This window comes from Rhodobacteraceae bacterium LMO-JJ12 (assembly GCA_021555075.1).
In the GTDB taxonomy this organism is placed as follows: domain Bacteria; phylum Pseudomonadota; class Alphaproteobacteria; order Rhodobacterales; family Rhodobacteraceae; genus JAKGBX01.
Window position 1 is genome coordinate 1187802 of the sequence record JAKGBX010000001.1, and the last position, 20696, is coordinate 1208497.

Below are 20696 nucleotides of genomic sequence, written 5' to 3' on the forward strand. Positions count from 1 at the left end.
GTCGCGCGCTGCCCGAGCACGGGATCGGCTCGGGCGCGGCATTCGCCACGAGGGCGATACTGGAACTGGCTATCAAGTCGGTGATGGCGGGCGTGGACAATTCGTTTGCCGTGCGGTCGAAGCGCGTTGGCGAGTCGGCCCTGATGTGGCTTCAGCGTTTGCGGCAAACCTGTGCCATGATTGTGATAACGTCTGTGACGCAGCGCGCAATTTCTCGAACATGCGATTGTTTCTGCGCTGCAGCAGGTTAGGGCTTGAATAAAAGCGACAAAATATGCTTGATCCGCGCAATAAAATTTCCCACCAGAATCTCCCGGAGAATGCCATGACCCGCCCCTATCGTTCCGTTCTTTATATCCCCGGCTCCAAAGAGCGCGCCCTCGACAAGGCCCGCACGCTGCCGGTTGATGCGATCATCTTTGATCTTGAAGACGCGGTAACTCCGGAAGCCAAGGTCGAAGCTCGCGCCACTCTGGCTGCCGCGCTGAAACAAGGCGGCTATGGCAACCGCGCCCGCATAGTGCGGATCAACGCGCTCGACACACCTTGGGGGCGCGAGGATGCGCTGGCCGTGGCCAAGATGGAGGCCGATGCGGTCCTCCTGCCCAAGGTTAACAATGCACTTGACGTTCAGGCGTTGGCCGAGCTGGTGGGTGATGTGCCGATCTGGGCGATGATGGAGACCTGCCGCGGAATCTGGAACGCGATGGAAGTCGCCGCTCATCCGGCGGTGCAGGGGTTTGTTGCTGGGACGAACGATCTGGCCAAGGAGCTGAATTGTCGCAGCCGCGCTGACCGCCTGCCTATGATGACCTCGCTGCAAATGATGTTGCTGTCGGCGCGCGCCAACGGGGTGATCGCCGTCGATGGTGTCTATAATCAGTTCAAGGACGACGACGGTCTGCGGGTCGAGTGTGAACAGGGCCGCGATATGGGCTTTGATGGCAAGACACTGATCCACCCCGCGCAGGTCGATGTGACCAATACCGCTTTTTCACCGTCGGAAGCCGAGATTGACCTTGCGCGCCGACAGATCGACGCCTTTGAAGAAATCGAACGCAGCGGGCAGGGGGTCGCGGTGGTTGATGGCAAGATCGTCGAGAACCTGCATGTCGAAACCGCCCGCAAGGTGATCGCCATGGCCAGTGCCATAGCATCTCTGTAAGGGGGCATTAAGGCTAGGGTTTGTGCCACCGTCGGCTCTTTACGTTGCTGCGCACCGGGCTTAACCTTCTGACTGAGCAAGTGGAGAAAGAACATGGCAGTCGGCAGTAACATCCGCACCTATTTCAACGGCACCTGGCATGAAGGTAACCCGGCGGTGATGCGCGCTGCGGATCATGGTGCCTGGTTGGGCACGACCGTGTTTGACGGCGCGCGGTATTTCGATGGCTATTCCCCGGATCTCGAGGCGCATTGCGCGCGGATAAACCGCTCGGCGAACGCGCTCATGCTCACCCCTACTATCGAGACCGCTGAGATGGTCGAGATCGTGCGAGAAGGCCTTGGGATGTATGACAAATCCGAGTCCGTCTATATTCGCCCGATGTATTGGGGCATTGACGGAGACATGACCACAAGCGCAATCGCGCCCGCAGCCGATGAAACCGGCTTTGCGATTTGCCTCGAAGTCATCCCGATGGCACCGGCCACTGCCTCGACCACCCTCACGCGCACCCGTTTTCGACGCCCGGTTCTGGAAGACGCGGTGGTCGACGCCAAGGCTGGCTGCCTTTACCCAAATAATGCGCGCATGCTCAAGGAAGCCAAGGCCAAGGGCTTTGGCAATGCGCTGGTGGCCGACGCCATGGGTAATGTCGCGGAAACCGCCACAGCCAATGTCTTCATGGTCAAGGATGGCGAGGTTTTCACCCCGATTGCCAACGGAACTTTTTTGTCGGGCATCACCCGCGGGCGTCATATCTCAAACCTGTCCGCCGATGGCGTGAAAGTGCATGAAACCGTTCTTACGTTTGAGGATTTTCACGATGCGGATGAGGTTTTCCTGAGCGGCAACATGTCCAAGGTCACGCCGGTCACGGCCTTTGATGAGACCCAGTATCAGGTTGGTCCCATGACCCGTCGGATACGTGAGATGTATTGGGATTGGGCTGCATCTCGGGGCTGAGTCTGCGCGGCCAAGTGCCCAGTTGCCTTGCACCAGCCGCTGCCCCATGATTACCCGAAGAACTCGGAGGAGAGACCGATCATGCGCAAGTTTCTTGTGGTGTTGGACGACAGTCGCGAATGCCTCAACGCGATGCGTTTCGCTGCGATGCGGGCGTCGAATACCGGCGGCGGGGTCGAGATTCTGGCGGTGATCCCACCGGATGAATTCAATCATTGGCTGGGGGTTGGCGACATCATGCGCGAAGAAGCCCGTGAGCGGATCGAAGCCCATTTCGAAGTGTTTGCCAAATGGATGCGCGACAAGCAGAATATCGACCCGGAATTGGTGATCCGAGAAGGCGAGCCGCTGACCGAGATCCTTGCCCAAGTGAACGAAGACTCCGAGATCGGCGTACTCGTTTTGGGCGCAGGAACAGACAAAAAAGGCCCTGGCCCGCTTGTCACACAGCTGACCCGCAGTGCGGGTGAGTTGACAATTCCAATCACGATCGTGCCGGGCGACATGTCCAAAGAGCGGATCCAAGCAATCACCTGATCATAAAAGGTATGCGTGCCATGCGTGGATTAGAATAATTCTAAACATTGACATCTGTCCGGCCCGGTCGCATATCTGATCAAAGAAATAAGGAATGCGAACCATGTTCATTCAAACTGAATCGACCCCGAACCCGGCGACGTTAAAGTTCCTTCCTGGCCAATCGGTCATGGAGAGCGGCACTGCTGATTTCCCTTCGACCGTGGGCGCGGAAACCTCACCGCTGGCGGCGCGCGTCTTTGCTGTAAGTGGTGTGAAGGCAGTGTTTCTTGGCAATGATTTCGTCACTGTAACCAAGGACGAAGCCATTGAGTGGGATCATGTGAAACCTGCGATTTTGGGCGCGATCATGGAGCATTTCCAATCCGGTGAGCCAGTAATGGCCGAGGGTATGGAAACCGCCGCGCCAGCCGAAGAGAGCAACGGGCCCAATAGCGCAATCATTAACCAAATCAAAGAGTTGCTTGATACGCGCGTGCGCCCTGCAGTGGCGCAAGATGGTGGCGATATCACCTTCCATGGCTTTGATCACGGAGTGGTCTATCTGCACATGAAAGGCGCCTGCGCCGGGTGCCCCTCCTCGACGCTTACTCTGAAGATGGGAATCGAAAATCTTCTGCGTCACTACATCCCGGAAGTGACCGAAGTTCGCCCTGTTGTGGCCTGAGCCTCGTGATCCTTGCATTTGACACATCGGCCGCGCATTGTGCGGCCGCTTTGCTCTCCAACGGACAGGTTCTTGCCGTAATAACGGAAGAGATGACGCGCGGACAAGCCGAGCGCCTGGTTCCAATACTTGAAGAACTGCTGGTAGAGGCTGGGACAACTTGGGGTGACATTACTGCAATCGGTGTTGGTGTCGGCCCGGGGAATTTCACCGGCATTCGCCTGTCGGTTTCCGCCGCGCGTGGCTTGGCGCTGAGTCTGAACATTCCAACTCTCGGCATTGAAACATTTTCGGCCATTGCGCTTGATCACGCCGTTCCGGTGCTTGCCGCCGTCTCTGCTCCACGCGATCAGCTTTATGTCAAATCGCCGCACCAAACAGCGCAGCTTATCCCGGCAGATCAGGTCGAATCCTTCGGTCTGCCTGTTGCCATGCTGGAAGATCCCGCTCGCCTAGCGACAAATATCGCCCGTATCGCCGCGCGCGGTGGGGGGATCAGCCCACCGGTTCCGCTCTATGTCCGGCCAGCCGATGCGGCACCCTCGCGGCTTCAACCTCCGCAAATCCTTGACCATGACGCCTGAATCCCTGGCCGATTTGCACGCGCGGGCATTTACCCGTTTACGGCCCTGGTCGGCACAAGAATTCAGCAACCTGCTGCAAAGCCCGCTCGTTTTTCTATGTCCCGGAGAGCATGCTTTTGCCCTGGGTCGCGCTGTGGATGACGAGGCCGAGTTGCTGACGCTCGCCACTGATCCCGACCGTCAACGCAACGGTTATGGCACCACCTGCCTCAAAACGTTTGAAGCGCAGGCAATCATTCGGGGCGCTAACAGGGCATTTCTGGAAGTTGACAGCGAAAACGAGGGCGCGCTCAGGCTCTACCAAACGGCTGGATTTGAAACCGTTGCGTTAAGAAAAGGCTATTACGCTTTGTCTGGTGGCCGCCACTCCGATGCAATCGTCATGGCCAAAGCGTTGACGGACTAGACAAGTTTGGTGTTGACCCTGCCTGCCAACTCCGTCCTAAATCGTAAGTGATCAACACTGATCTGCTCGCTTCAAGGGCGATGCGAGAGCCAACCCGCCGCCCAGAATAACCAATAGGGAGACTCCAATGAGCCTGATGCAGAAACTACTGGGCGCCGCCGCCGCGCTGGCCGTGACCGCCGGTGCAGCACTGTCCGAACCGGCCCTGATCTTTGATCTCGGCGGAAAGTTTGACAAATCCTTCAACGAAGCTGCCTTTGCCGGCGCCAGCCGTTGGGCGGAAGAAAGCGGAGGAAAGTTCTTCGAGATCGAACTCCAATCCGAAGCGCAGCGTGAACAGGCGCTGCGCCGTTTTGCCGAAGCGGGTGCAAACCCGGTCATCACCACCGGCTTTGCCTTTGCCTCGCCGCTGGAAACAGTCGCCCCGGACTATCCTGATACAAAGTTCGTCAATATTGACGGTTTCCTGCCAGAAATCCCCGACAATGTGCTGATGATCGCCTTTCAGGAACATCAGGGCTCATACCTTGTCGGATTGCTCGCTGCGATGGCCTCAAAAACCGGCACAATCGGTTTCATCGGTGGCATGGATATCCCGCTGATCCGTCATTTCGGTTGTGGCTATGCCCAAGGTGCCAAAGCGCAAAACCCGGATATCAAGATTGTCTCGAACATGACCGGCACTACGCCCGCCGCCTGGAATGACCCGGTTAAAGGATCGGAACTGACCAAGGCCCAAATAAGCGAAGGTGCCGATGTGATCTATGCCGCAGCCGGTGGAACCGGTGTTGGCGTGCTGCAAACCGCCGCAGATGAAGGCATTCTGTCGATTGGTGTCGATAGCAACCAAAACCACCTGCACCCCGGAAAGGTGCTGACCTCGATGCTCAAACGCGTCGATGTGGCCGTCTATGAGGCCATGAAGGCCGGAGCCGACCTTGAAACCGGCACATCCATGGTCCTTGGCCTGGCAGAGGACGGTGTCGGGTATGCGATGGATGACAATAACGCGGCGCTGATCACCGACGACATGCGCGCCGCCGCCGAAGACGCACGTCAGAAAATCATAGACGGTGAGATTGATGTTGTAAGCTATTATGCAAACGACAGCTGCCCCGCCCATAAATTCTGAGATACGGGCCGCTCTAACGAAGGCCGCGAGGTGAAACGCCGCGCGGCCTTCGCTTGGTAGATGAAGGGAATATTGTGAGCGACGCACCCGCAATCGAATTGAAGGGCATTTCCAAAGCCTTTGGGCAGGTTCAGGCCAACAAGAACATTTCCATTCGCGTAATGCCCGGCACGATCCACGGCATCGTGGGCGAAAACGGCGCGGGAAAATCCACGCTGATGTCGATCCTTTATGGTTTCTACAAGGCCGATGCGGGCGACATATTCATCAACGGCCACAAGACCGAAATTCCTGACAGCCAAGCCGCAATCACCGCCGGTATCGGCATGGTTTTTCAGCACTTCAAGCTGGTGCAAAATTTCACCGTTCTGGAAAACGTCATCCTCGGTGCTGAAGATGGCAGGCTACTGAAGCCGTCTCTTGCCAAGGCGCGCAGTGCTCTACAGGATCTGGCCGAGGAATATGGGCTCAATGTAGACCCTGACGCCATCATCGAAGAGATCGGCGTCGGGATGCAGCAGCGTGTCGAAATCCTCAAGGCGCTCTATCGCCATGCCGAAATTCTGATCCTTGATGAGCCGACAGGCGTGCTGACGCCGCCCGAAGCGGATCAGCTTTTCCGCATTCTTGCGCGGCTAAAGGAAGAGGGCAAAACCATTATTTTCATCACCCACAAGCTTCGTGAAATCATGGACATTACCGATACGGTGAGCGTGATGCGCAGGGGCGAAATGGTGGCCACGGTCAAGACTTCTGAAACCAGCCCCGAGAATCTGGCCGAGTTGATGGTGGGGCGCAAGGTTCTGTTGCGTGTTGACAAAGCTCCGGCCAAACCCGGCGCTCCGGTGCTCGAGGTGGAAAACCTACGCGTGAGGGATGAGGATGGGGTCGAACGTCTCAAGGGCGTATCACTCAATGTGCGCGCAGGTGAAATTCTGGGTATCGCAGGTGTGGCCGGCAATGGGCAATCCGAACTTCTGAAAGTATTGGGCGGCATGCGCACAGCGACGGGCGTGATCCGGATGAACGGCCAGGAGATTGACCTCAGCGGCAAGGAATCTGATGGCCAATCGCGCCGCAATCGCAGCATCGCCCATGTGCCCGAAGATCGCCAACGCGAAGGGTTGATCATGGAATTCGCTGCGTGGGAGAACCTTGCCTTTGGCTATCATCATGACCCTGACTATCAGGCCAATGCCCTGCTTATGGACAATTCCGGCTTGCTTGCGCTGGCAGAGGACAAGATGAACCGCTTTGATGTGCGCCCGCCAAACCCGCGCCTTGCGGCCAAGAATTTTTCGGGCGGCAACCAACAAAAGATCGTGCTGGCGCGTGAAATCGAACGTAACCCTGATCTTCTGTTGGTCGGGCAACCAACGCGAGGGGTCGATATCGGCGCAATCGAATTCATCCACCAGCAGATTATCGCGCTGCGCGATGCCGGAAAGGCCATCTTGCTCGTCTCTGTCGAACTTGATGAGATCATGTCGCTTGCCGATAGGATCGCGGTCATCTTTGACGGGCAGATCATGGGCGAACGCCTGCCTGCTGCAACGGATGAAAAAGAACTCGGGCTCATGATGGCCGGGATCAATGGGGAGGCCGCCTGATGGACAAGATGCCACGTTGGGCCGATGCTGTTTTGGTTCCACTGATCAGCCTGCTCTTGGCAGCGATCCTGTCGGCAATCGTCATCGTTGCAATCGGAGAAGACCCGTGGGCCGCTTTCAAGCTGATGGTCCAAGGGGCGCTCATGCGCAGCGCTGGTTGGGGTTATACTCTCTACTACACCACCAACTTCATCTTCACGGGGCTCGCTGTCTCGGTGGCTTTCCATGCTCGCTTGTTCAACATAGGCGGCGAAGGCCAGGCCATGCTCGGAGGGCTGGGTGTGGCGCTCGTTTGCCTTTATGTTCCTTGGCCGCACTGGACACTTGCGCTACTGGGATCGGTTGCTGGCGCGGCGCTTTTCGGTGCGCTCTGGGCTTTTGTTCCAGCCTACCTTCAGGCCAAACGGGGCAGCCATATTGTGATTACCACGATCATGTTCAATTACATTGCCTTTTCGGTGTTGGGTTACATGCTTGTCAACGTGCTACGCCCTCCGAGATCGATGGACCCGGCGACACCGAAGTTTCCCGAAGCCACCAATCTGCCCACCTTCCGCGACATGTTTTCAACCGCAGATACCATCTTGTTTCGCGGTGCCCCGGCGAATGTGACCTTTTTCCTCGCACTTCTGGCCTGTGTTCTGGTCTGGCTCTTGATCTGGCGCACACGTCTCGGATTTGAAATCCGTGCCTTCGGCCATTCCGAAACCGGCGCCAATTATGCCGGTATATCGAGCGTGCGCATTACAGTCATTGTGATGCTGATCTCGGGCGGGCTGGCCGGGCTGATGGCCGTGAATACCACCCAGGGAGAGGCAGAACGGCTGGTGCTCAACTCGACCGAAGGCGCCGGGTTTATCGGCATTGCCGTGGCTCTGATGGGGCGTAACCATCCATTTGGTGTATTCATCGCCGCGCTGCTCTTCGGCTTTCTCTATCAAGGCGGCGCCGAGCTGGCGCTCTGGACCAGTATTCCGCGCGAATTGATCGTGGTCATTCAGGCGCTGGTCATCCTGTTTACCGGCGCACTCGACAATATGGTGCGCATGCCGCTGGAGCGTCTGTTCCTGTTACTGCGCCGAAAAGAGGCGACGTGATGGATTTCATGGTTCTTCTTCAAGTGCTCGATAGCACGGTTCGCCTGGCCACGCCTTTGCTTCTGGCTTGCCTTGCCGGGCTCTATTCTGAGCGCGCGGGCATTTTCGACATCGGGCTTGAGGGCAAGATGCTCATGGCGGCGTTCTTTTCCGCCGCGGTCGCTTACACTTCTGGCTCGGTCTGGCTGGGCCTTCTTGCGGGAATTGTCTCGTCGATGGCGCTATCTGCGATCCACGGCCTTGCCTCGATCACCTTTCGCGGCAATCAACTTATCTCGGGCGTGGCGATCAATTTTCTCGCCGCCGGAATCACCGTTTTGGTGGCACAAGACTGGTTCGAGCAGGGTGGACGCACACCTTCCTTGCAAGGCGCAGCGCGGTTCCAGCCCATCGACCTGCCATTCGTGATGGCGATCAGAGAACTGCCAATCGTCGGCCCGATTTATGGCGAGCTGATCTCGGGCCATACCATCCTCGTCTATGCCGCATTCGCTGCGGTGCCGCTGACCTGGTGGATCCTGTTTCGCACCCGCTTCGGGCTGCGGCTGCGCGCGGTGGGTGAGAACCCTGAATCGGTCGATACGGCAGGCGTTTCGGTTGTCGGACTGCGCTTTGCCGCCGTTGCCATTGCGGGCGTCCTCTGTGGCATTGCGGGCGCATATCTGGGAACCTCGCTGCAAGCAGGTTTCGTCAAGGACATGACTGCCGGTCGGGGCTTCATTGCACTTGCCGCACTCATCTTTGCCAAGTGGCGGCCATGGTATGCGCTTTCTGCAACGCTGCTTTTCGGCCTCCTTCAAGCCATAGGCGTGCGCTTTCAGAACATTGATCTGGGCGGCGTGGTGATTCCCGTTCAGTTCATGGAAGCCTTACCCTACATCCTGACGGTTGTGATCCTCGCAGGATTCGTCGGCAAAGCCATTCCGCCACGGGCCGGAGGCGAGCCATATGTGAAAGAACGGTAGCCCAAAACCGCGAAAATATTCACGTTTTGCAATGCTCTTAACATCCCGCGCCGAAATACCCGCTCTGTGACTTGAATTACCCAAGCGAGCAGCGCTATTTATCGCCATGCAAATCTATCTCCCCATTGCCGAAGTCTCCGTAAACGCCTTTCTCTTGCTGGGGCTCGGCGGATTGGTTGGTGTATTGTCCGGCATGTTTGGTGTCGGCGGCGGCTTTCTGATGACACCGCTCCTGTTTTTTATCGGCATTCCGCCTGCTGTCGCGGTGGCCACCGAAGCCAATCAGATCGTTGCTTCATCCTTTTCCGGGGTGCTGGCCCATCTCAGGCGCAAGACGGTTGACCTCAAGATGGGGACCGTGTTGCTGGTCGGCGGTCTTGTTGGCGCAGCGTTTGGCGTCATGCTGTTCAACTATCTGAAATCGGCGGGTCAGGTCGATCTGCTGGTCAAGCTCTGCTATGTCGTCTTCCTCGGCATCATCGGCGGGCTGATGTTCATTGAAAGCCTGAATGCGATCCGCCGGTCGCGCAAGACGGGCGGACATGCGGCCCCCAAACGCAGGCAGCGCACCTGGGTTCATACCTTGCCTTTCAAGATGCGGTTTCGCACCTCGGGGCTCTATATATCGGTCATTCCGCCGTTGATTGTCGGGTTATGTGTCGGGGTTCTTGCCGCAATCATGGGCGTTGGTGGCGGATTTATCATGGTGCCGGCGATGATCTATCTGTTGGGAATGCCAACCAAGGTGGTTATTGGAACCTCGCTGTTTCAGATTATCTTCGTCACCGGCTTTACAACTCTTCTGCATGCGACGACCAACTATACGGTCGACATGGCGCTGGCTGTTTTGCTGTTGGTTGGCGGTGTGATCGGCGCTCAGGTCGGTACCAGGATCGGCTTGAAGCTCAAGGCAGAGCAATTGCGAATCCTGCTGGCGATGATGGTGTTGCTGGTCTGTGGCAAACTGGCGCTTGATCTCTTGTTGCAACCGGCCGAGCTTTTCTCGCTTGGCACAGGCGGGGGGCATTGATGCTGCGCCTTGCCGCACTTTTGTTCGGGCTTTTACTGACGCTCGCGTCTGCGTTGGCCGCCGAAGAGGTCGTGCTTGGCCTCAGCCAGAGCCGCGTCGCGATCACTGCCAATTTCGATGGCTCCGAGATCCTGATTTTTGGTGCAATCAAACGCGATATTCCGGCACCTGAGGATAGCTCTTTGGGTGTCGTAGTAGCCATCGAAGGGCCGTCTCTGCCGCTTACCGTGCGGCGCAAGGAGAAAAAATTTGGCATCTGGGTCAACACAGATGCGCTTGAGATTGACGCGGCGCCTGCATTTTATGCGGTAGCCACAAGCGCGCCGTTCGAAGAGGTGATCAGCCGGACCGAGGATCTGCGTTTCCATATTTCAATTCCCCAAGCCATCCGTTCGGTTGGGGCGCCTTCCCATATTCTAGATGCTGAGGCCTTCAAAGAGGCGGTGATCCGTATACGCCGAAATAACAATCTCTATCAGGTGCTTGAAAACAAGGTCGAGGTTCAGCAGGAGACTCTGTTCAGGACCTCTATCGCTTTGCCGTCGAACCTGACCGAAGGCACATACAAGACCCGAGTCTTTCTCACTCGCAAGGGCGAAGTCGTCACGCATTTTGAAACCTCGATCGAGGTTCATAAGGTCGGATTGGAACGTTTTCTGTTCAATCTCTCGCGTGAACAGCCATTAATCTATGGCCTTCTGTCGCTGGCCATCGCGATCATCGCCGGATGGGGAGCCTCGGCCTTCTTCCAGGTGTTTCGCCGCGGCTAAACCGCTCAAATGATCTCTTCGCTGAGCTGCAAAGGTATGGGCGAGACTGAAAGATCGTCGGTGGAGAGTGCTTGGGTTGGCTTTGAAAGCCGGTTGCGTACCACCCAGAAAAGCCGCTCTTGCGCCCGTGTGATGGCAACATAAGCCAAACGTTTCCATAGCGGCTGCCCGGCTTCAACCCGGCCCATGCGCGCGGCCGCGTAGAGATCAGGGGCAAAGACCTGAACGTTCTCCCATTGTGACCCCTGGGCCTTGTGAATCGTGACTGCGGCACCGTGCAGGAACGTCGCTCCCATCCGGGCGGCAAAGGGGATGAAAGGTTCTTCTTCGTCCGGCTTTTCGATCTTTACGATTGAGGCTGCCGAAACCTGCGGATCGGGTGCGCCGACGACATGCAGTCTCGAAAATCCGGGCTTTCTCCCAGGCCCGAGATAGACCACCTGCGCCCCCTTGATCAGCCCTCTCGCCTCGAGATCAAGCCGTCGCTTGCGGTGTTTCAACGGCAACTCAATACCGTCGCAAATCAGTGGCTCACCAGCCAGCAACGCGTCTTCTGGTGCGCCATGAACCTGTCGAAATGCATTGATCAGACGGATCCGCGTTACGTTGCGCCACACCAGAACTGGACTGCGCGCCATCAGGTCAACCTCGACACGCTGACCCCAGATGACCCTGTCGTCTTTTTCGGCAGCGCTTTCGACAAGGTTTTCAAACTCCTGAAACCCGATCTCGGGGTCAGACAGCGCATGGGCAAGATCGAGGATTGGATTGCTTGCGTCCTGCCGGTGAACGCGACTCAACTCCAGCTTCGCGTCATCTTCCAAACGATCAAACACCATCGCGCCAGATTGATTGACGGGGGCGAGCTGTGCAGGATCTCCGAACAGGAAAAGCGTGGAAAAGATCTCTTTCAGATCGTCGAACTGCTTGTCATCAAGCATTGAGGACTCATCAACGAAGCCGATGTCGAGCGGCTCGTCTCGGCGCTTCCAGCCTGTGATGAAATCAGACCCACGCAAACCCGCAGTGGCCAGCGCACCGGGGATGGATCGATTCAGCTTGTAAAATGCCGCCGCGCGCGCAAGAGCGACCTCGCTCAGGCCTTCGATTTCGGGCTGTTCCCCTTCGCCCGCCAGCCATTGCGCTATCCGTTCATACTCCGGGTCGTAAACCGGAGTGTAAAGAATTCGGTGAATCGTGGTCGCAGGCACACCCTGCATTCGCAACACACTGGCGGCCTTGTTGGTTGGCGCCAGAATTGCAACCGAGCGGCGTTCTTTCCTGCGGCGGCCCTCATAGTCGCCCGAGATGATCTCGACGCCGCATTCCTCCAATGCTTCAAACACCTTCGAAAGCAGCATGGTCTTGCCCGATCCCGCCTTGCCCATCACCCCAAGAACAAGATCGGCATGTTCTGTTACCGGGGAAAGAATGCCGTTTTCGATGTCGACGCCCCGCAACCGCAGTTGCTCGGAAATGCGATCAAAAGCCTCGGCCTGATCGTGAGAAAATGTAATGGGGTCAGCGTTCATGAAACGACATTATCGGCCCGGCAAACCAATCACAACAAAGCGTTTTCCATCCGGATCGTTCACGTTCAGATCACAATCAATCCGCGCGACAAGGCCCGTGCAACCGCGTGGGTCGTATTCAATGCGCCAAGTTTGAATCGCGCGGATTCAATGTAGACACGCAGCGTATGCTCAGAAATCGAGAGCGTATCGGCCACCTGGGCTCGGCTGTATCCCATGGCAAGAAACGTCATGGCATCAACCTCTCTGGGTGAGAGCGTCTGTGCCGGTTCCGGGGGCCGCTCTGGTTCGAATTGCAAGGCCTTGTGATTGAATAAATGAGCGATCAGGATCAGACGACGCCGGTTACTGTCAGTAAAGGCAGCCCAAGTGTGATCGTCGCAGTGATGCGATAAAGTGAACAGGGCGAATTGCCCATTTGGCCCGCGTATGGGAACAGAAAATCCCTGATTGCCGACACCATGTTCTACTGCGTCGGCCTGAAAGGCACGCGCCGCTCTACCGGTCCAGTCCAAACGCTTCCAATCGACGGGGTGAAACCGTTGAAAACATCCCTGAACCACCGGATCAACGCGCAAATAATCCTTCTCGAGATAGCGATTTAGCCATTCATCGGAATAGGTGCCATAGCAATATTGCCTGGCCGAACGGCTAATCCAGCGATAGATCAGATGATCAATTTCGAAGTTGTCGCGGAGGTTTTCTGCGATCCGGCGAAGTTTGACAGGATCAGCAGCCTGTTCCAAGTCCTCTAGTATTGCGTCTAGATTTCTCTTTCTCAGGCTTTGCGTCACTGGGCAGTCCTTCGCCTTCGGACGCAAGCTCGGCGGCGGCCACGATCGCTGTATCCTCAAGCTGTTCGGCCAGAACCGGCAAACCGTTGGAAAGAGCGAATGTCTTTAAATCCGCGAGAACATCCAAAATCCAGTCATTTTTCATGATGAGTCTCGCTTCCAAATGCTTAATGAAGGGTTAACACAACCCTACCATGTGTCGATTTTAATCGAAACTCCCTCATATTTCCTCCCCCAAAATGGCGAGTGATGAATTCGTAAAGCTTTGATTTCCCGTATTTTGCGCCCGAAAGATGAAAACACCCGCGAACCACCTCGGTGATTCGCGGGCAATGTTGCGCTACAACCTTAACTTGTTAGCGCGATTTTCCTGCTTCCAGCACATCCTCTACCGTGCGAAGCCCGGTTTTCGGCGCCTGCACCAGCACGGCCATGTTGCCGGGCTTGTGTTGGTTTTTGAACATCTTGACATGAGCCAGCGGGATTTCGGCCCACGGGAATACCTCTGACATACAGGGATCAAGCCGACGATCAACCATGAGACGGTTGGCCGACGCTGCCTGCTTGAGATGCGCGAAATGTGAACCCTGCAAACGCTTCTGGTGCATCCACATATAACGCACATCGAAAGTTGTGTTGAAGCCAGAGGTGCCGGCACAGATCACAACCATACCGCCTTTCTTCACCACCAGGGTCGAAACCGGGAATGTCGCCTCGCCGGGGTGTTCGAACACCATGTCGACGCTCACACCCTTGCCAGTGATGTCCCAGATGGCTTTGCCGAACTTGCGCGCCTCTTTCAGCCATTCGTTATATTCCGGTGTATTCACCGTCGGCAGTTGGCCCCAGCACTTGAAATCCTTGCGGTTGATCACGCCCTTGGCGCCCATCGCCATGACGAAATCACGCTTGCTCTCGTCCGAGATCACCCCGATCGCATTGGCCCCTGCGGTATTTGCCAACTGGATCGCATACGACCCCAGCCCGCCCGACGCGCCCCAGACCAGCACGTTCTGACCCGGTTTCAATTCATGCGGATGGTGGCCAAACAACATCCGATAGGCGGTTGCCAGGGTCAGAGTGTAACACGCGCTTTCTTCCCAGGTCAGGTGTTTGGGGCGCGGCATCAATTGCTGCGCTTGCACGCGAGTGAACTGCGCAAACGATCCGTCATGCGTCTCATAACCCCAGATCCGCTGGGTCGGCGAGAACATGGGGTCGCCGCCGTTACACTCTTCGTCTTCGCCATCGTCCTGGTTACAGTGCACGACCACCTCGTCGCCGACTTTCCAGGTCTTTACCTTGTCACCCACCTGCCAGACGATCCCGGCGGCATCGGACCCGGCGATGTGATAAGGCTGTTTGTGAACGTCGAAGGGCGAGATCGGCACGCCGAGACCGGCCCAGACACCATTGTAGTTCACGCCTGCCGCCATCACCAGAACCAGCACCTCGTGGCTGTCGATTTCCCAGGTGTCGACTACTTCCTGTTGGAATGATTGATCCGGTTCGCCGTGGCGTTCGCGCCGGATCGCCCAAGCGTACATCTTCTTGGGGACATAGCCGAGCGGCGGCATTTCACCGATTTCATACAAGTCTTTCTCAGGTGCGTCGTAAGCCGCGATCCCGGTTTCGGTATCCAAAGCCATGTCTTACTCCCTCGTGGCCGTGCCGCAGCGCAGAATCGCGGCGTCTTGTCATGGAAATATCGACGAAGGCGCAATAATGCAATTGCCTGAGCGGTAATTTTTGAAACTTTATAACCGCGCAGTCGCAGAAAAATCAGCCGCCCTCGCTGCGATTGCGAAAAAGATGCGCGATAGAAGCAGCATAATAGGCCATGATCGGTGCGTCCTCAGATGCAACCGCAAATAGCCCATCCTGCTCGATGGCGATACGGCGGTGGCGTAAGTTGCGCAAGCCCACTTCAACACAGTAGCTCTGATCATCGCGCGGGATATGAACATGAGCGTTGGGTAAGTCTGCCATGAGATCCTTAACAGCCTCCTCAAGCTGCGCGCGCGTCAACGCTACCTCGGCTCGGAGCAGAGCAGTGGCCACCAAAGGGACCGGCAATACAGGCACCTCATTACCGATACGGCGCATCAACTCCTGTGCCAGCGGGGCCACGGTCTCACCTGACTGCATAGCGTGTTCGCTGAGAAAACCACGCAGCGAGACGGGCGCCCCGAAACTCACGGCCGCATAGCCAAAACGGTGGTATTTCCCTCGCAGTCGTAGCCAGAGCTGTTTCAACAGAAATTTTGCGATCAGCGAGATTTTCGCCTGAAACCGTCGCGCGCCTTCTTGCCCGGCGGCGATGAGTATTCGATCCTCGAACACTCGGTCATAGTTTAGTGCAACCGGCACGAAGACCACGTCACGGGCGTCGACATCATGGCCTTCGACAATGTATTTCAGGATACCCATACGCGGCTCGGCCAGAGCGCCGTCGAGCGACAGCCCGCCTTCGGGAAAAACAGCCTGCATCACACCGCCATCAGTGGCCAGCCGAACATAGCGTGCAAGCACCTTGCGGTAGAGATCATTGCGAGATTTTCGTCGAATGAAGTAAGCCCCCATCGACTTGATCAAGCGGCTCAGAGGCCAAACCCGCGCCCATTCTCCCACAGCATAGCTCAGCGCGCTGCGCTCGGCCGCGAGATAGGTGACGAGCACATAATCCATGTTGGATCGGTGATTCATCACGAAGACAATCGTGGCATCCTCGTCGATCTCGGCCAGCCTGCGTTCGGCGTAGTGCCCCAATCGCACTCGGTAGAGAGACGTGCTTATCAGCTTGGCAAGCTTGATTGCGAAACCGAAATAGAGCGTGGCGCTGAAGGAAGGGACGATCTCACGGGCATATCTTTGCGCCGTTTCAAACGCGACGTTCTCTGGCACACCTTCCTCGGCGGCATGCGCCGCGATTGCGCGCGACACCTCGGGATCATAGATCAGCCGCTGAATCATATCGTAGCGACGCGCCAGCTTGAATGGCTGGATCGGACGTTCGAGCCTCTCGTTGAGGCGCGCCACCGCACGCTCCATCCGCCGCCGGAAGAACCAACGGACCGACGGCAGCATTATCTTTTCCAAAGCCGCATAGGCCGCAAAGGCGAGGATCAACAGAAGGAACCAAAGCGGCATTTGAACCATGTTCGTCATTGCGTCAGCGTGGCAGGGATGATCGCACAGGTAAATAGCATGCATGAGACCCTCATGCCGCAACGCAGCGAATTGACAGCGCCACAATATTCCAAGTATCAACATCCGGACGCAAGAAAATTGCCCACACCGATTCACGAGGCCTACCCATGTCGCATTCGCAAAAAGACCCGAAACGAGATCGCCCCTGGATCATTCGTACCTATTCCGGGCATTCGACCGCTTCTGCCTCAAACGCGCTTTACCGCGCTAACCTGTCCAAAGGGCAGACCGGTCTCTCGGTGGCCTTCGATCTGCCTACGCAGACAGGTTATGACAGCGATCATGTGCTGGCTCGCGGCGAAGTGGGCAAGGTCGGAGTGCCAGTCTGCCATCTGGGCGACATGCGCAGCTTGTTCGATCAGATCCCGCTTGAACAAATGAACACCTCGATGACGATCAACGCGACGGCGCCCTGGCTTCTGGCGCTCTATATTGCGGTGGCCGAGGAACAAGGCGCCGATGTCACGAAACTTCAGGGCACCGTGCAAAACGATATCATCAAGGAATATCTGAGCCGTGGCACCTATGTCTGCCCGCCCAAACCGTCGCTCAAACTGATCGGGGATGTGGCCGAATATTGCTATACACACGTGCCCAAGTGGAATCCGATGAACGTGTGTTCGTATCACCTGCAAGAGGCGGGCGCGACGCCGCAGCAAGAGCTTGCCTTTGCGCTGGCTACGGCGATAGCGGTGCTTGACGAGCTGAAGGGCAAGGTTCCGGCCGAAGATTTCCCCGGTGTTGTGGCGCGGATTTCCTTCTTCGTGAATGCTGGCATCCGTTTTGTGACCGAGATGTGCAAGATGCGGGCCTTTGTCGATCTTTGGGATGAAATCTGCCTTGAGCGTTATGGTGTCGAAGACCCGAAATTCCGCCGCTTCCGCTATGGTGTGCAGGTCAACTCGCTGGGCCTGACCGAGCAACAACCGGAAAACAACGTCTATCGTATCCTGATCGAGATGCTGGCCGTGACCCTTTCGAAGAAAGCCCGCGCCCGCGCCGTGCAATTGCCCGCCTGGAACGAGGCGCTTGGCCTGCCACGCCCATGGGATCAGCAATGGTCGATGCGGATGCAGCAGATTATGGCCTATGAGACCGATCTGCTTGAATATGAAGACCTTTTTGACGGTAACCCCGCGGTTGATGCCAAGGTCGAAGCGTTGAAAGAAGGCGCGCGCCACGAGTTGGCCAACCTTGACGCGATGGGCGGGGCGGTGGCCTCGATCGAATACATGAAATCGCGGCTGGTGGAGTCAAATGCCGAGCGGTTGAACCGGATCGAGGCGGGCGAAACCGTTGTTGTCGGAGTGAATCGCTGGACTGACGGCGAGCCATCGCCGTTGATGACCGGAGATGGCGGGATCATGACCGTCGATCCGGCAGTGGAGCAGGAACAGATCGACCGGCTGAACGCATGGCGCGCCGAGCGCGACGAGGCGGCGGTGCAAGCCGCGCTGAGCGAATTGCGCGAGGCGGCGGCGGGCGGTGAGAATGTCATGGGGCCGTCGATCAAGGCCGCCAAGGCCGGGGCCACCACCGGAGAATGGGCGGCGCAAATGCGCGCGGTTTTCGGAGAATATCGAGGCCCTACAGGGGTTTCGCGCGGTGTGTCGAACAAGACCGAAGGGCTTGAAGAGATTCGCGCGGCGGTCGATGCGGTGTCGGATCGGTTGGGCCGACGGCTCAAGTTCGTGATCGGCAAACCCGGGCTTGATGGCCATTCCAACGGCGCCGAACAGATCGCCTTTCGTGCCCGTGATTGCGGCATGGACATTGAATATGAGGGGATTCGCCTGACCCCGGATGAGATCGTAAGTGCCGCGAAAGAGCGCGATGCGCATGTCGTGGGCCTGTCGATTCTGAGTGGTTCGCACATGCCGCTGGTTGAGGAAACACTTGCAAAGATGCGGGCAGAAGGGCTGGGCCATATCCCTGTAATCGTTGGTGGTATCATTCCCGAAGATGATGCCCAACGGTTGCGCGAACACGGCGTCGCGTTGGTCTATACGCCCAAGGATTTCGAGTTGAACACCATCATGATGGATATTGTGGCGCTGGTTGATCCGAAGGTTGAAGCAGCGGAGTAGGCGCGGCGTTGAAACGATTGCCCTTGTCTGGCGCAGGTGTATTCTGCGTGGGACCAAGGGAGTTCGAGAATGACCATCCATATCGGGGCCAAACCCGGAGAGATTGCCGAAACCGTGCTGATGCCGGGCGATCCGCTGCGCGCCAAATGGGCCGCCGAAACGTTTCTGAAAGACGCGAGATGTGTCAATGAAACCAGGGGGATGCTAGGTTTTACCGGAACCCGGAACGGCCATAGAGTCAGCATTCAGGGCTCGGGGATGGGCATGCCGAGCCTGTCGATCTATGCTAACGAATTGATCCGCGATTTCGGCGCCAAGACGTTGATCCGCATCGGCTCTTGCGGGGCGATGCAAGAAAGCGTGGGTATCCGCGACGTGATCGTGGCGATGACGGCCAGTTCGCTTTCAACACCGTCGCGCGGCTTTTTCAAGGAGCTGAATTTCGCCCCCTGCGCCGATTTCGGATTGCTGCGCCGCGCGGTGGCCGCGGCCGAGGCCAAGGGGATAGCAAGCCACGTTGGCGGGATCTATTCGGCGGATGTGTTTTATGACGAACGCTCTGATTTAACGGAACAAATGACCCGCCACGGCATTCTTGCCGTCGAGATGGAGGCGGCCGAGCTTTACACCGTGGCGGCGCGGTTTGGGGCGCGGGCGCTGGCGGTTCTGACCGTTTCGGACCATCTTTTGACTAAAGAGGCGCTGCCGAGTGAAGACCGCGAGCGCAGCTTTGGCGAGATGGTGGAGATTGCACTGGAGGCGGCATTTGACTGAAAACTTGGCAAAACGCGACTGGGTTCCGGCAATCAGCGAAGACCGGGTGCAAGAGGTCGCAAATCGTGTCGCCGGGCAGGAAACCGGAGCGATCGCAGCGCGGATCGAGGAATTGGCGCGCGATAACAGGACTGTCCACGAAAAACATTGCTTTAACCTTAACCCAGCGACCAACGTGATGAATCCGCGCGCCGAAGCCTTGCTGGCAAGTGGTTTGGGGACGCGGCCGTCGTTGGGCTATCCGGGCGACAAATACGAAATGGGGCTGGAAGCGATCGAGGAAATCGAGGTGATCTGCGCCGAATTATGCGCCGAGGTGTTTGGCGCGAAATACGCCGAGATTCGCGTGCCATCGGGGGCAATCGCCAATCTCTATGGCTTCATGGCGCTGAGCAAACCGCGAGATCAAATCATTGTTCCGTCAGCGAAAATTGGCGGGCATGTTACGCATCATACCGCCGGATGCGCCGGGCTTTACGGGCTTGAGAGCATCGCGGCGCCGGTGGACGGCGATGGTTTTACGCTGGACCTGGCGGGGCTGGCGGAAATGGCCGAGCGGGTGAAACCGGCGATCATCACCGTGGGAGGGTCGCTTAACCTGTTTGAGCATCCGGTGCGCGAAGTGCGGGAAATCGCCGATAAAACAGGAGCTTGGGTGCTGTTTGATGCGGCGCATCAATGTGGGATGATCGCCGGAAAGGCCTGGCGCAACCCGCTGGACGAGGGCGCGCATCTGATGACGATGAGCACCTATAAATCGCTTGGCGGGCCGCCGTCTGGTTTGATCGTGACAAACGAGGCGGAGATTGCCAAACGGTTGGATTTAATCGCTTTTCCCGGCATGACGGCGAATTTTGACGCGGCAAAATCGGCGGCGCTGGCAATGGCGATGCTGGATTGGAAAGACCATGGGGAAGCCTATGCGCGGGCCATGATCGAGACCGCGCAAGCGCTGGCCAAGGCGCTGAAATCAGAAGGGATTCCGCTGTTTGAGGGCAGGGAGGGCGCGACGCAAAGCCACCAATTTGCAGTGCTGGCCGAGGGATTTGGCGGCGGGCAAACGGCCTCGAAAAAGCTGCGCAAGGCGGGCTTTCTGGCCTGTGGAATCGGCCTGCCGGTCGCGGAATTAGATCATGATCTCAATGGTTTGCGCTTTGGCACGCCTGAGCTTGTGCGGTGGGGGATGGGCGCGGCAGACATGCCGGAACTGGGCGCGCGGATCGCGGCGGCTTTGCGGGCGAACGCGCCCGAGGAGATGGCCGAGGAGACCGCAAGGTATCGCGGGTTGTTCAATCGTATCCACTACGTTCACGGCGGTTAATGGCAGAATCTGACGCCGGATGAGGGGGGTGACTCGCGGCTGCCACCCGGCT

At 57.4% G+C, this 20696-nt stretch carries 20 protein-coding genes; 15 read left to right on the forward strand and 5 right to left on the reverse strand.

Annotation, left to right across the window (positions count from 1 at the left end; genetic code table 11):
* Nucleotides 1–325: 325 nt before the first annotated feature.
* The 12 genes from LZG00_05705 (at nt 326) to LZG00_05760 (ending at nt 10926) form a co-directional block, all read left to right on the forward strand.
* Nucleotides 326–1165: a CoA ester lyase gene (locus tag LZG00_05705; protein MCF3593488.1), complete on the forward strand. Its 840-nt coding sequence runs from the start codon at nt 326–328 to the stop codon at nt 1163–1165.
* Between the two features lie 93 nt (nt 1166–1258).
* Complete coding sequence (locus LZG00_05710) at nt 1259–2128, forward strand: branched-chain amino acid aminotransferase (GenBank protein ID MCF3593489.1); 870 nt, start codon at nt 1259–1261, stop codon at nt 2126–2128.
* A gap of 81 nt (nt 2129–2209) precedes the next feature.
* Nucleotides 2210–2665, forward strand: coding sequence for a universal stress protein (locus LZG00_05715; GenBank protein MCF3593490.1), 456 nt, complete (start codon nt 2210–2212; stop codon nt 2663–2665).
* A gap of 103 nt (nt 2666–2768) precedes the next feature.
* Nucleotides 2769–3332 carry a NifU family protein gene (locus LZG00_05720; protein ID MCF3593491.1) on the forward strand — a complete coding sequence of 188 codons (564 nt, stop codon included), beginning with the start codon at nt 2769–2771 and terminating at the stop codon, nt 3330–3332.
* Nucleotides 3333–3337: 5 nt separating this feature from the next.
* Nucleotides 3338–3916 (forward strand): tRNA (adenosine(37)-N6)-threonylcarbamoyltransferase complex dimerization subunit type 1 TsaB, encoded by a 579-nt coding sequence (tsaB, locus tag LZG00_05725; GenBank protein ID MCF3593492.1) that lies wholly within the window; start codon nt 3338–3340, stop codon nt 3914–3916.
* Nucleotides 3906–4322 (forward strand): GNAT family N-acetyltransferase, encoded by a 417-nt coding sequence (locus LZG00_05730; GenBank protein MCF3593493.1) that lies wholly within the window; start codon nt 3906–3908, stop codon nt 4320–4322. Before tsaB ends, LZG00_05730 begins: the two co-directional genes overlap by 11 nt.
* A 127-nt stretch (nt 4323–4449) precedes the next feature.
* On the forward strand, nt 4450–5454 hold the full coding sequence (locus LZG00_05735; protein ID MCF3593494.1) for a BMP family ABC transporter substrate-binding protein: 1005 nt from the start codon (nt 4450–4452) through the stop codon (nt 5452–5454).
* A gap of 74 nt (nt 5455–5528) precedes the next feature.
* On the forward strand, nt 5529–7064 hold the full coding sequence (locus LZG00_05740) for an ABC transporter ATP-binding protein (GenBank protein ID MCF3593495.1): 1536 nt from the start codon (nt 5529–5531) through the stop codon (nt 7062–7064).
* The gene (locus LZG00_05745) at nt 7064–8161 is read left to right on the forward strand and encodes an ABC transporter permease (protein MCF3593496.1); all 1098 of its coding nucleotides are present in this window, start codon (nt 7064–7066) and stop codon (nt 8159–8161) included. The genes LZG00_05740 and LZG00_05745 overlap by 1 nt, the downstream gene beginning before the upstream one ends.
* Nucleotides 8161–9126, forward strand: coding sequence for an ABC transporter permease (locus LZG00_05750; GenBank protein MCF3593497.1), 966 nt, complete (start codon nt 8161–8163; stop codon nt 9124–9126). Before LZG00_05745 ends, LZG00_05750 begins: the two co-directional genes overlap by 1 nt.
* A gap of 106 nt (nt 9127–9232) precedes the next feature.
* Nucleotides 9233–10156 (forward strand): sulfite exporter TauE/SafE family protein, encoded by a 924-nt coding sequence (locus LZG00_05755; protein MCF3593498.1) that lies wholly within the window; start codon nt 9233–9235, stop codon nt 10154–10156.
* Nucleotides 10156–10926 (forward strand): TIGR02186 family protein, encoded by a 771-nt coding sequence (locus tag LZG00_05760; GenBank protein ID MCF3593499.1) that lies wholly within the window; start codon nt 10156–10158, stop codon nt 10924–10926. The genes LZG00_05755 and LZG00_05760 overlap by 1 nt, the downstream gene beginning before the upstream one ends.
* Nucleotides 10927–10931: 5 nt before the next feature.
* On the opposite strand, the gene LZG00_05765 is transcribed toward LZG00_05760, so the two are convergent.
* The 5 genes from LZG00_05765 to LZG00_05785 form a co-directional block, all read right to left on the reverse strand.
* Nucleotides 10932–12458 carry an AAA family ATPase gene (locus LZG00_05765; protein ID MCF3593500.1) on the reverse strand — a complete coding sequence of 509 codons (1527 nt, stop codon included), beginning with the start codon at nt 12456–12458 and terminating at the stop codon, nt 10932–10934.
* A gap of 65 nt (nt 12459–12523) precedes the next feature.
* The gene (locus tag LZG00_05770) at nt 12524–13216 is read right to left on the reverse strand and encodes a LuxR family transcriptional regulator (protein ID MCF3593501.1); all 693 of its coding nucleotides are present in this window, start codon (nt 13214–13216) and stop codon (nt 12524–12526) included.
* Nucleotides 13188–13397, reverse strand: a complete 210-nt coding sequence (locus LZG00_05775; GenBank protein MCF3593502.1) for a hypothetical protein — start codon at nt 13395–13397, stop codon at nt 13188–13190. The genes LZG00_05770 and LZG00_05775 overlap by 29 nt, the downstream gene beginning before the upstream one ends.
* Nucleotides 13398–13608: 211 nt before the next feature.
* Complete coding sequence (ccrA, locus tag LZG00_05780) at nt 13609–14901, reverse strand: crotonyl-CoA carboxylase/reductase (GenBank protein MCF3593503.1); 1293 nt, start codon at nt 14899–14901, stop codon at nt 13609–13611.
* Between the two features lie 133 nt (nt 14902–15034).
* Nucleotides 15035–16420: a 1-acyl-sn-glycerol-3-phosphate acyltransferase gene (locus LZG00_05785; protein MCF3593504.1), complete on the reverse strand. Its 1386-nt coding sequence runs from the start codon at nt 16418–16420 to the stop codon at nt 15035–15037.
* Between the two features lie 149 nt (nt 16421–16569).
* Here LZG00_05785 and LZG00_05790 point away from each other — a divergent pair, with 149 nt between their 5' ends.
* From LZG00_05790 to LZG00_05800, 3 genes are all read left to right on the forward strand, one after another.
* A complete protein-coding gene (locus LZG00_05790) occupies nt 16570–18549 on the forward strand; it encodes a protein meaA (protein ID MCF3593505.1) in 1980 nt (659 codons plus the stop codon).
* A 69-nt stretch (nt 18550–18618) separates the two neighbouring features.
* Entirely contained in the window at nt 18619–19323 is a 705-nt protein-coding gene (deoD, locus tag LZG00_05795; GenBank protein ID MCF3593506.1) for a purine-nucleoside phosphorylase, read from the forward strand.
* Nucleotides 19316–20644, forward strand: coding sequence for an aminotransferase class I/II-fold pyridoxal phosphate-dependent enzyme (locus LZG00_05800; protein ID MCF3593507.1), 1329 nt, complete (start codon nt 19316–19318; stop codon nt 20642–20644). The genes deoD and LZG00_05800 overlap by 8 nt, the downstream gene beginning before the upstream one ends.
* Nucleotides 20645–20696 lie beyond the last annotated feature (52 nt).

Excerpts from the sequence above, each read along its gene's own strand:
- LZG00_05720 (MCF3593491.1), top strand. The coding sequence starts at position 2,769 with ATGTTCATTCAAACTGAATCGACCCCGAACCCGGCGACGTTAAAGTTC.
- LZG00_05755 (MCF3593498.1), top strand. The coding sequence starts at position 9,233 with ATGCAAATCTATCTCCCCATTGCCGAAGTCTCCGTAAACGCCTTTCTC.
- LZG00_05785 (MCF3593504.1), bottom strand. The coding sequence starts at position 16,420 with ATGACGAACATGGTTCAAATGCCGCTTTGGTTCCTTCTGTTGATCCTC.
- deoD (MCF3593506.1), top strand. The coding sequence starts at position 18,619 with ATGACCATCCATATCGGGGCCAAACCCGGAGAGATTGCCGAAACCGTG.
- LZG00_05765 (MCF3593500.1), bottom strand. The coding sequence starts at position 12,458 with ATGAACGCTGACCCCATTACATTTTCTCACGATCAGGCCGAGGCTTTT.
- LZG00_05750 (MCF3593497.1), top strand. The coding sequence starts at position 8,161 with ATGGATTTCATGGTTCTTCTTCAAGTGCTCGATAGCACGGTTCGCCTG.
- LZG00_05710 (MCF3593489.1), top strand. The coding sequence starts at position 1,259 with ATGGCAGTCGGCAGTAACATCCGCACCTATTTCAACGGCACCTGGCAT.
- LZG00_05715 (MCF3593490.1), top strand. The coding sequence starts at position 2,210 with ATGCGCAAGTTTCTTGTGGTGTTGGACGACAGTCGCGAATGCCTCAAC.
- LZG00_05790 (MCF3593505.1), top strand. The coding sequence starts at position 16,570 with ATGTCGCATTCGCAAAAAGACCCGAAACGAGATCGCCCCTGGATCATT.
- LZG00_05775 (MCF3593502.1), bottom strand. The coding sequence starts at position 13,397 with ATGAAAAATGACTGGATTTTGGATGTTCTCGCGGATTTAAAGACATTC.
- LZG00_05760 (MCF3593499.1), top strand. The coding sequence starts at position 10,156 with ATGCTGCGCCTTGCCGCACTTTTGTTCGGGCTTTTACTGACGCTCGCG.
- LZG00_05745 (MCF3593496.1), top strand. The coding sequence starts at position 7,064 with ATGGACAAGATGCCACGTTGGGCCGATGCTGTTTTGGTTCCACTGATC.
- LZG00_05730 (MCF3593493.1), top strand. The coding sequence starts at position 3,906 with ATGACGCCTGAATCCCTGGCCGATTTGCACGCGCGGGCATTTACCCGT.
- LZG00_05735 (MCF3593494.1), top strand. The coding sequence starts at position 4,450 with ATGAGCCTGATGCAGAAACTACTGGGCGCCGCCGCCGCGCTGGCCGTG.
- ccrA (MCF3593503.1), bottom strand. The coding sequence starts at position 14,901 with ATGGCTTTGGATACCGAAACCGGGATCGCGGCTTACGACGCACCTGAG.
- LZG00_05705 (MCF3593488.1), top strand. The coding sequence starts at position 326 with ATGACCCGCCCCTATCGTTCCGTTCTTTATATCCCCGGCTCCAAAGAG.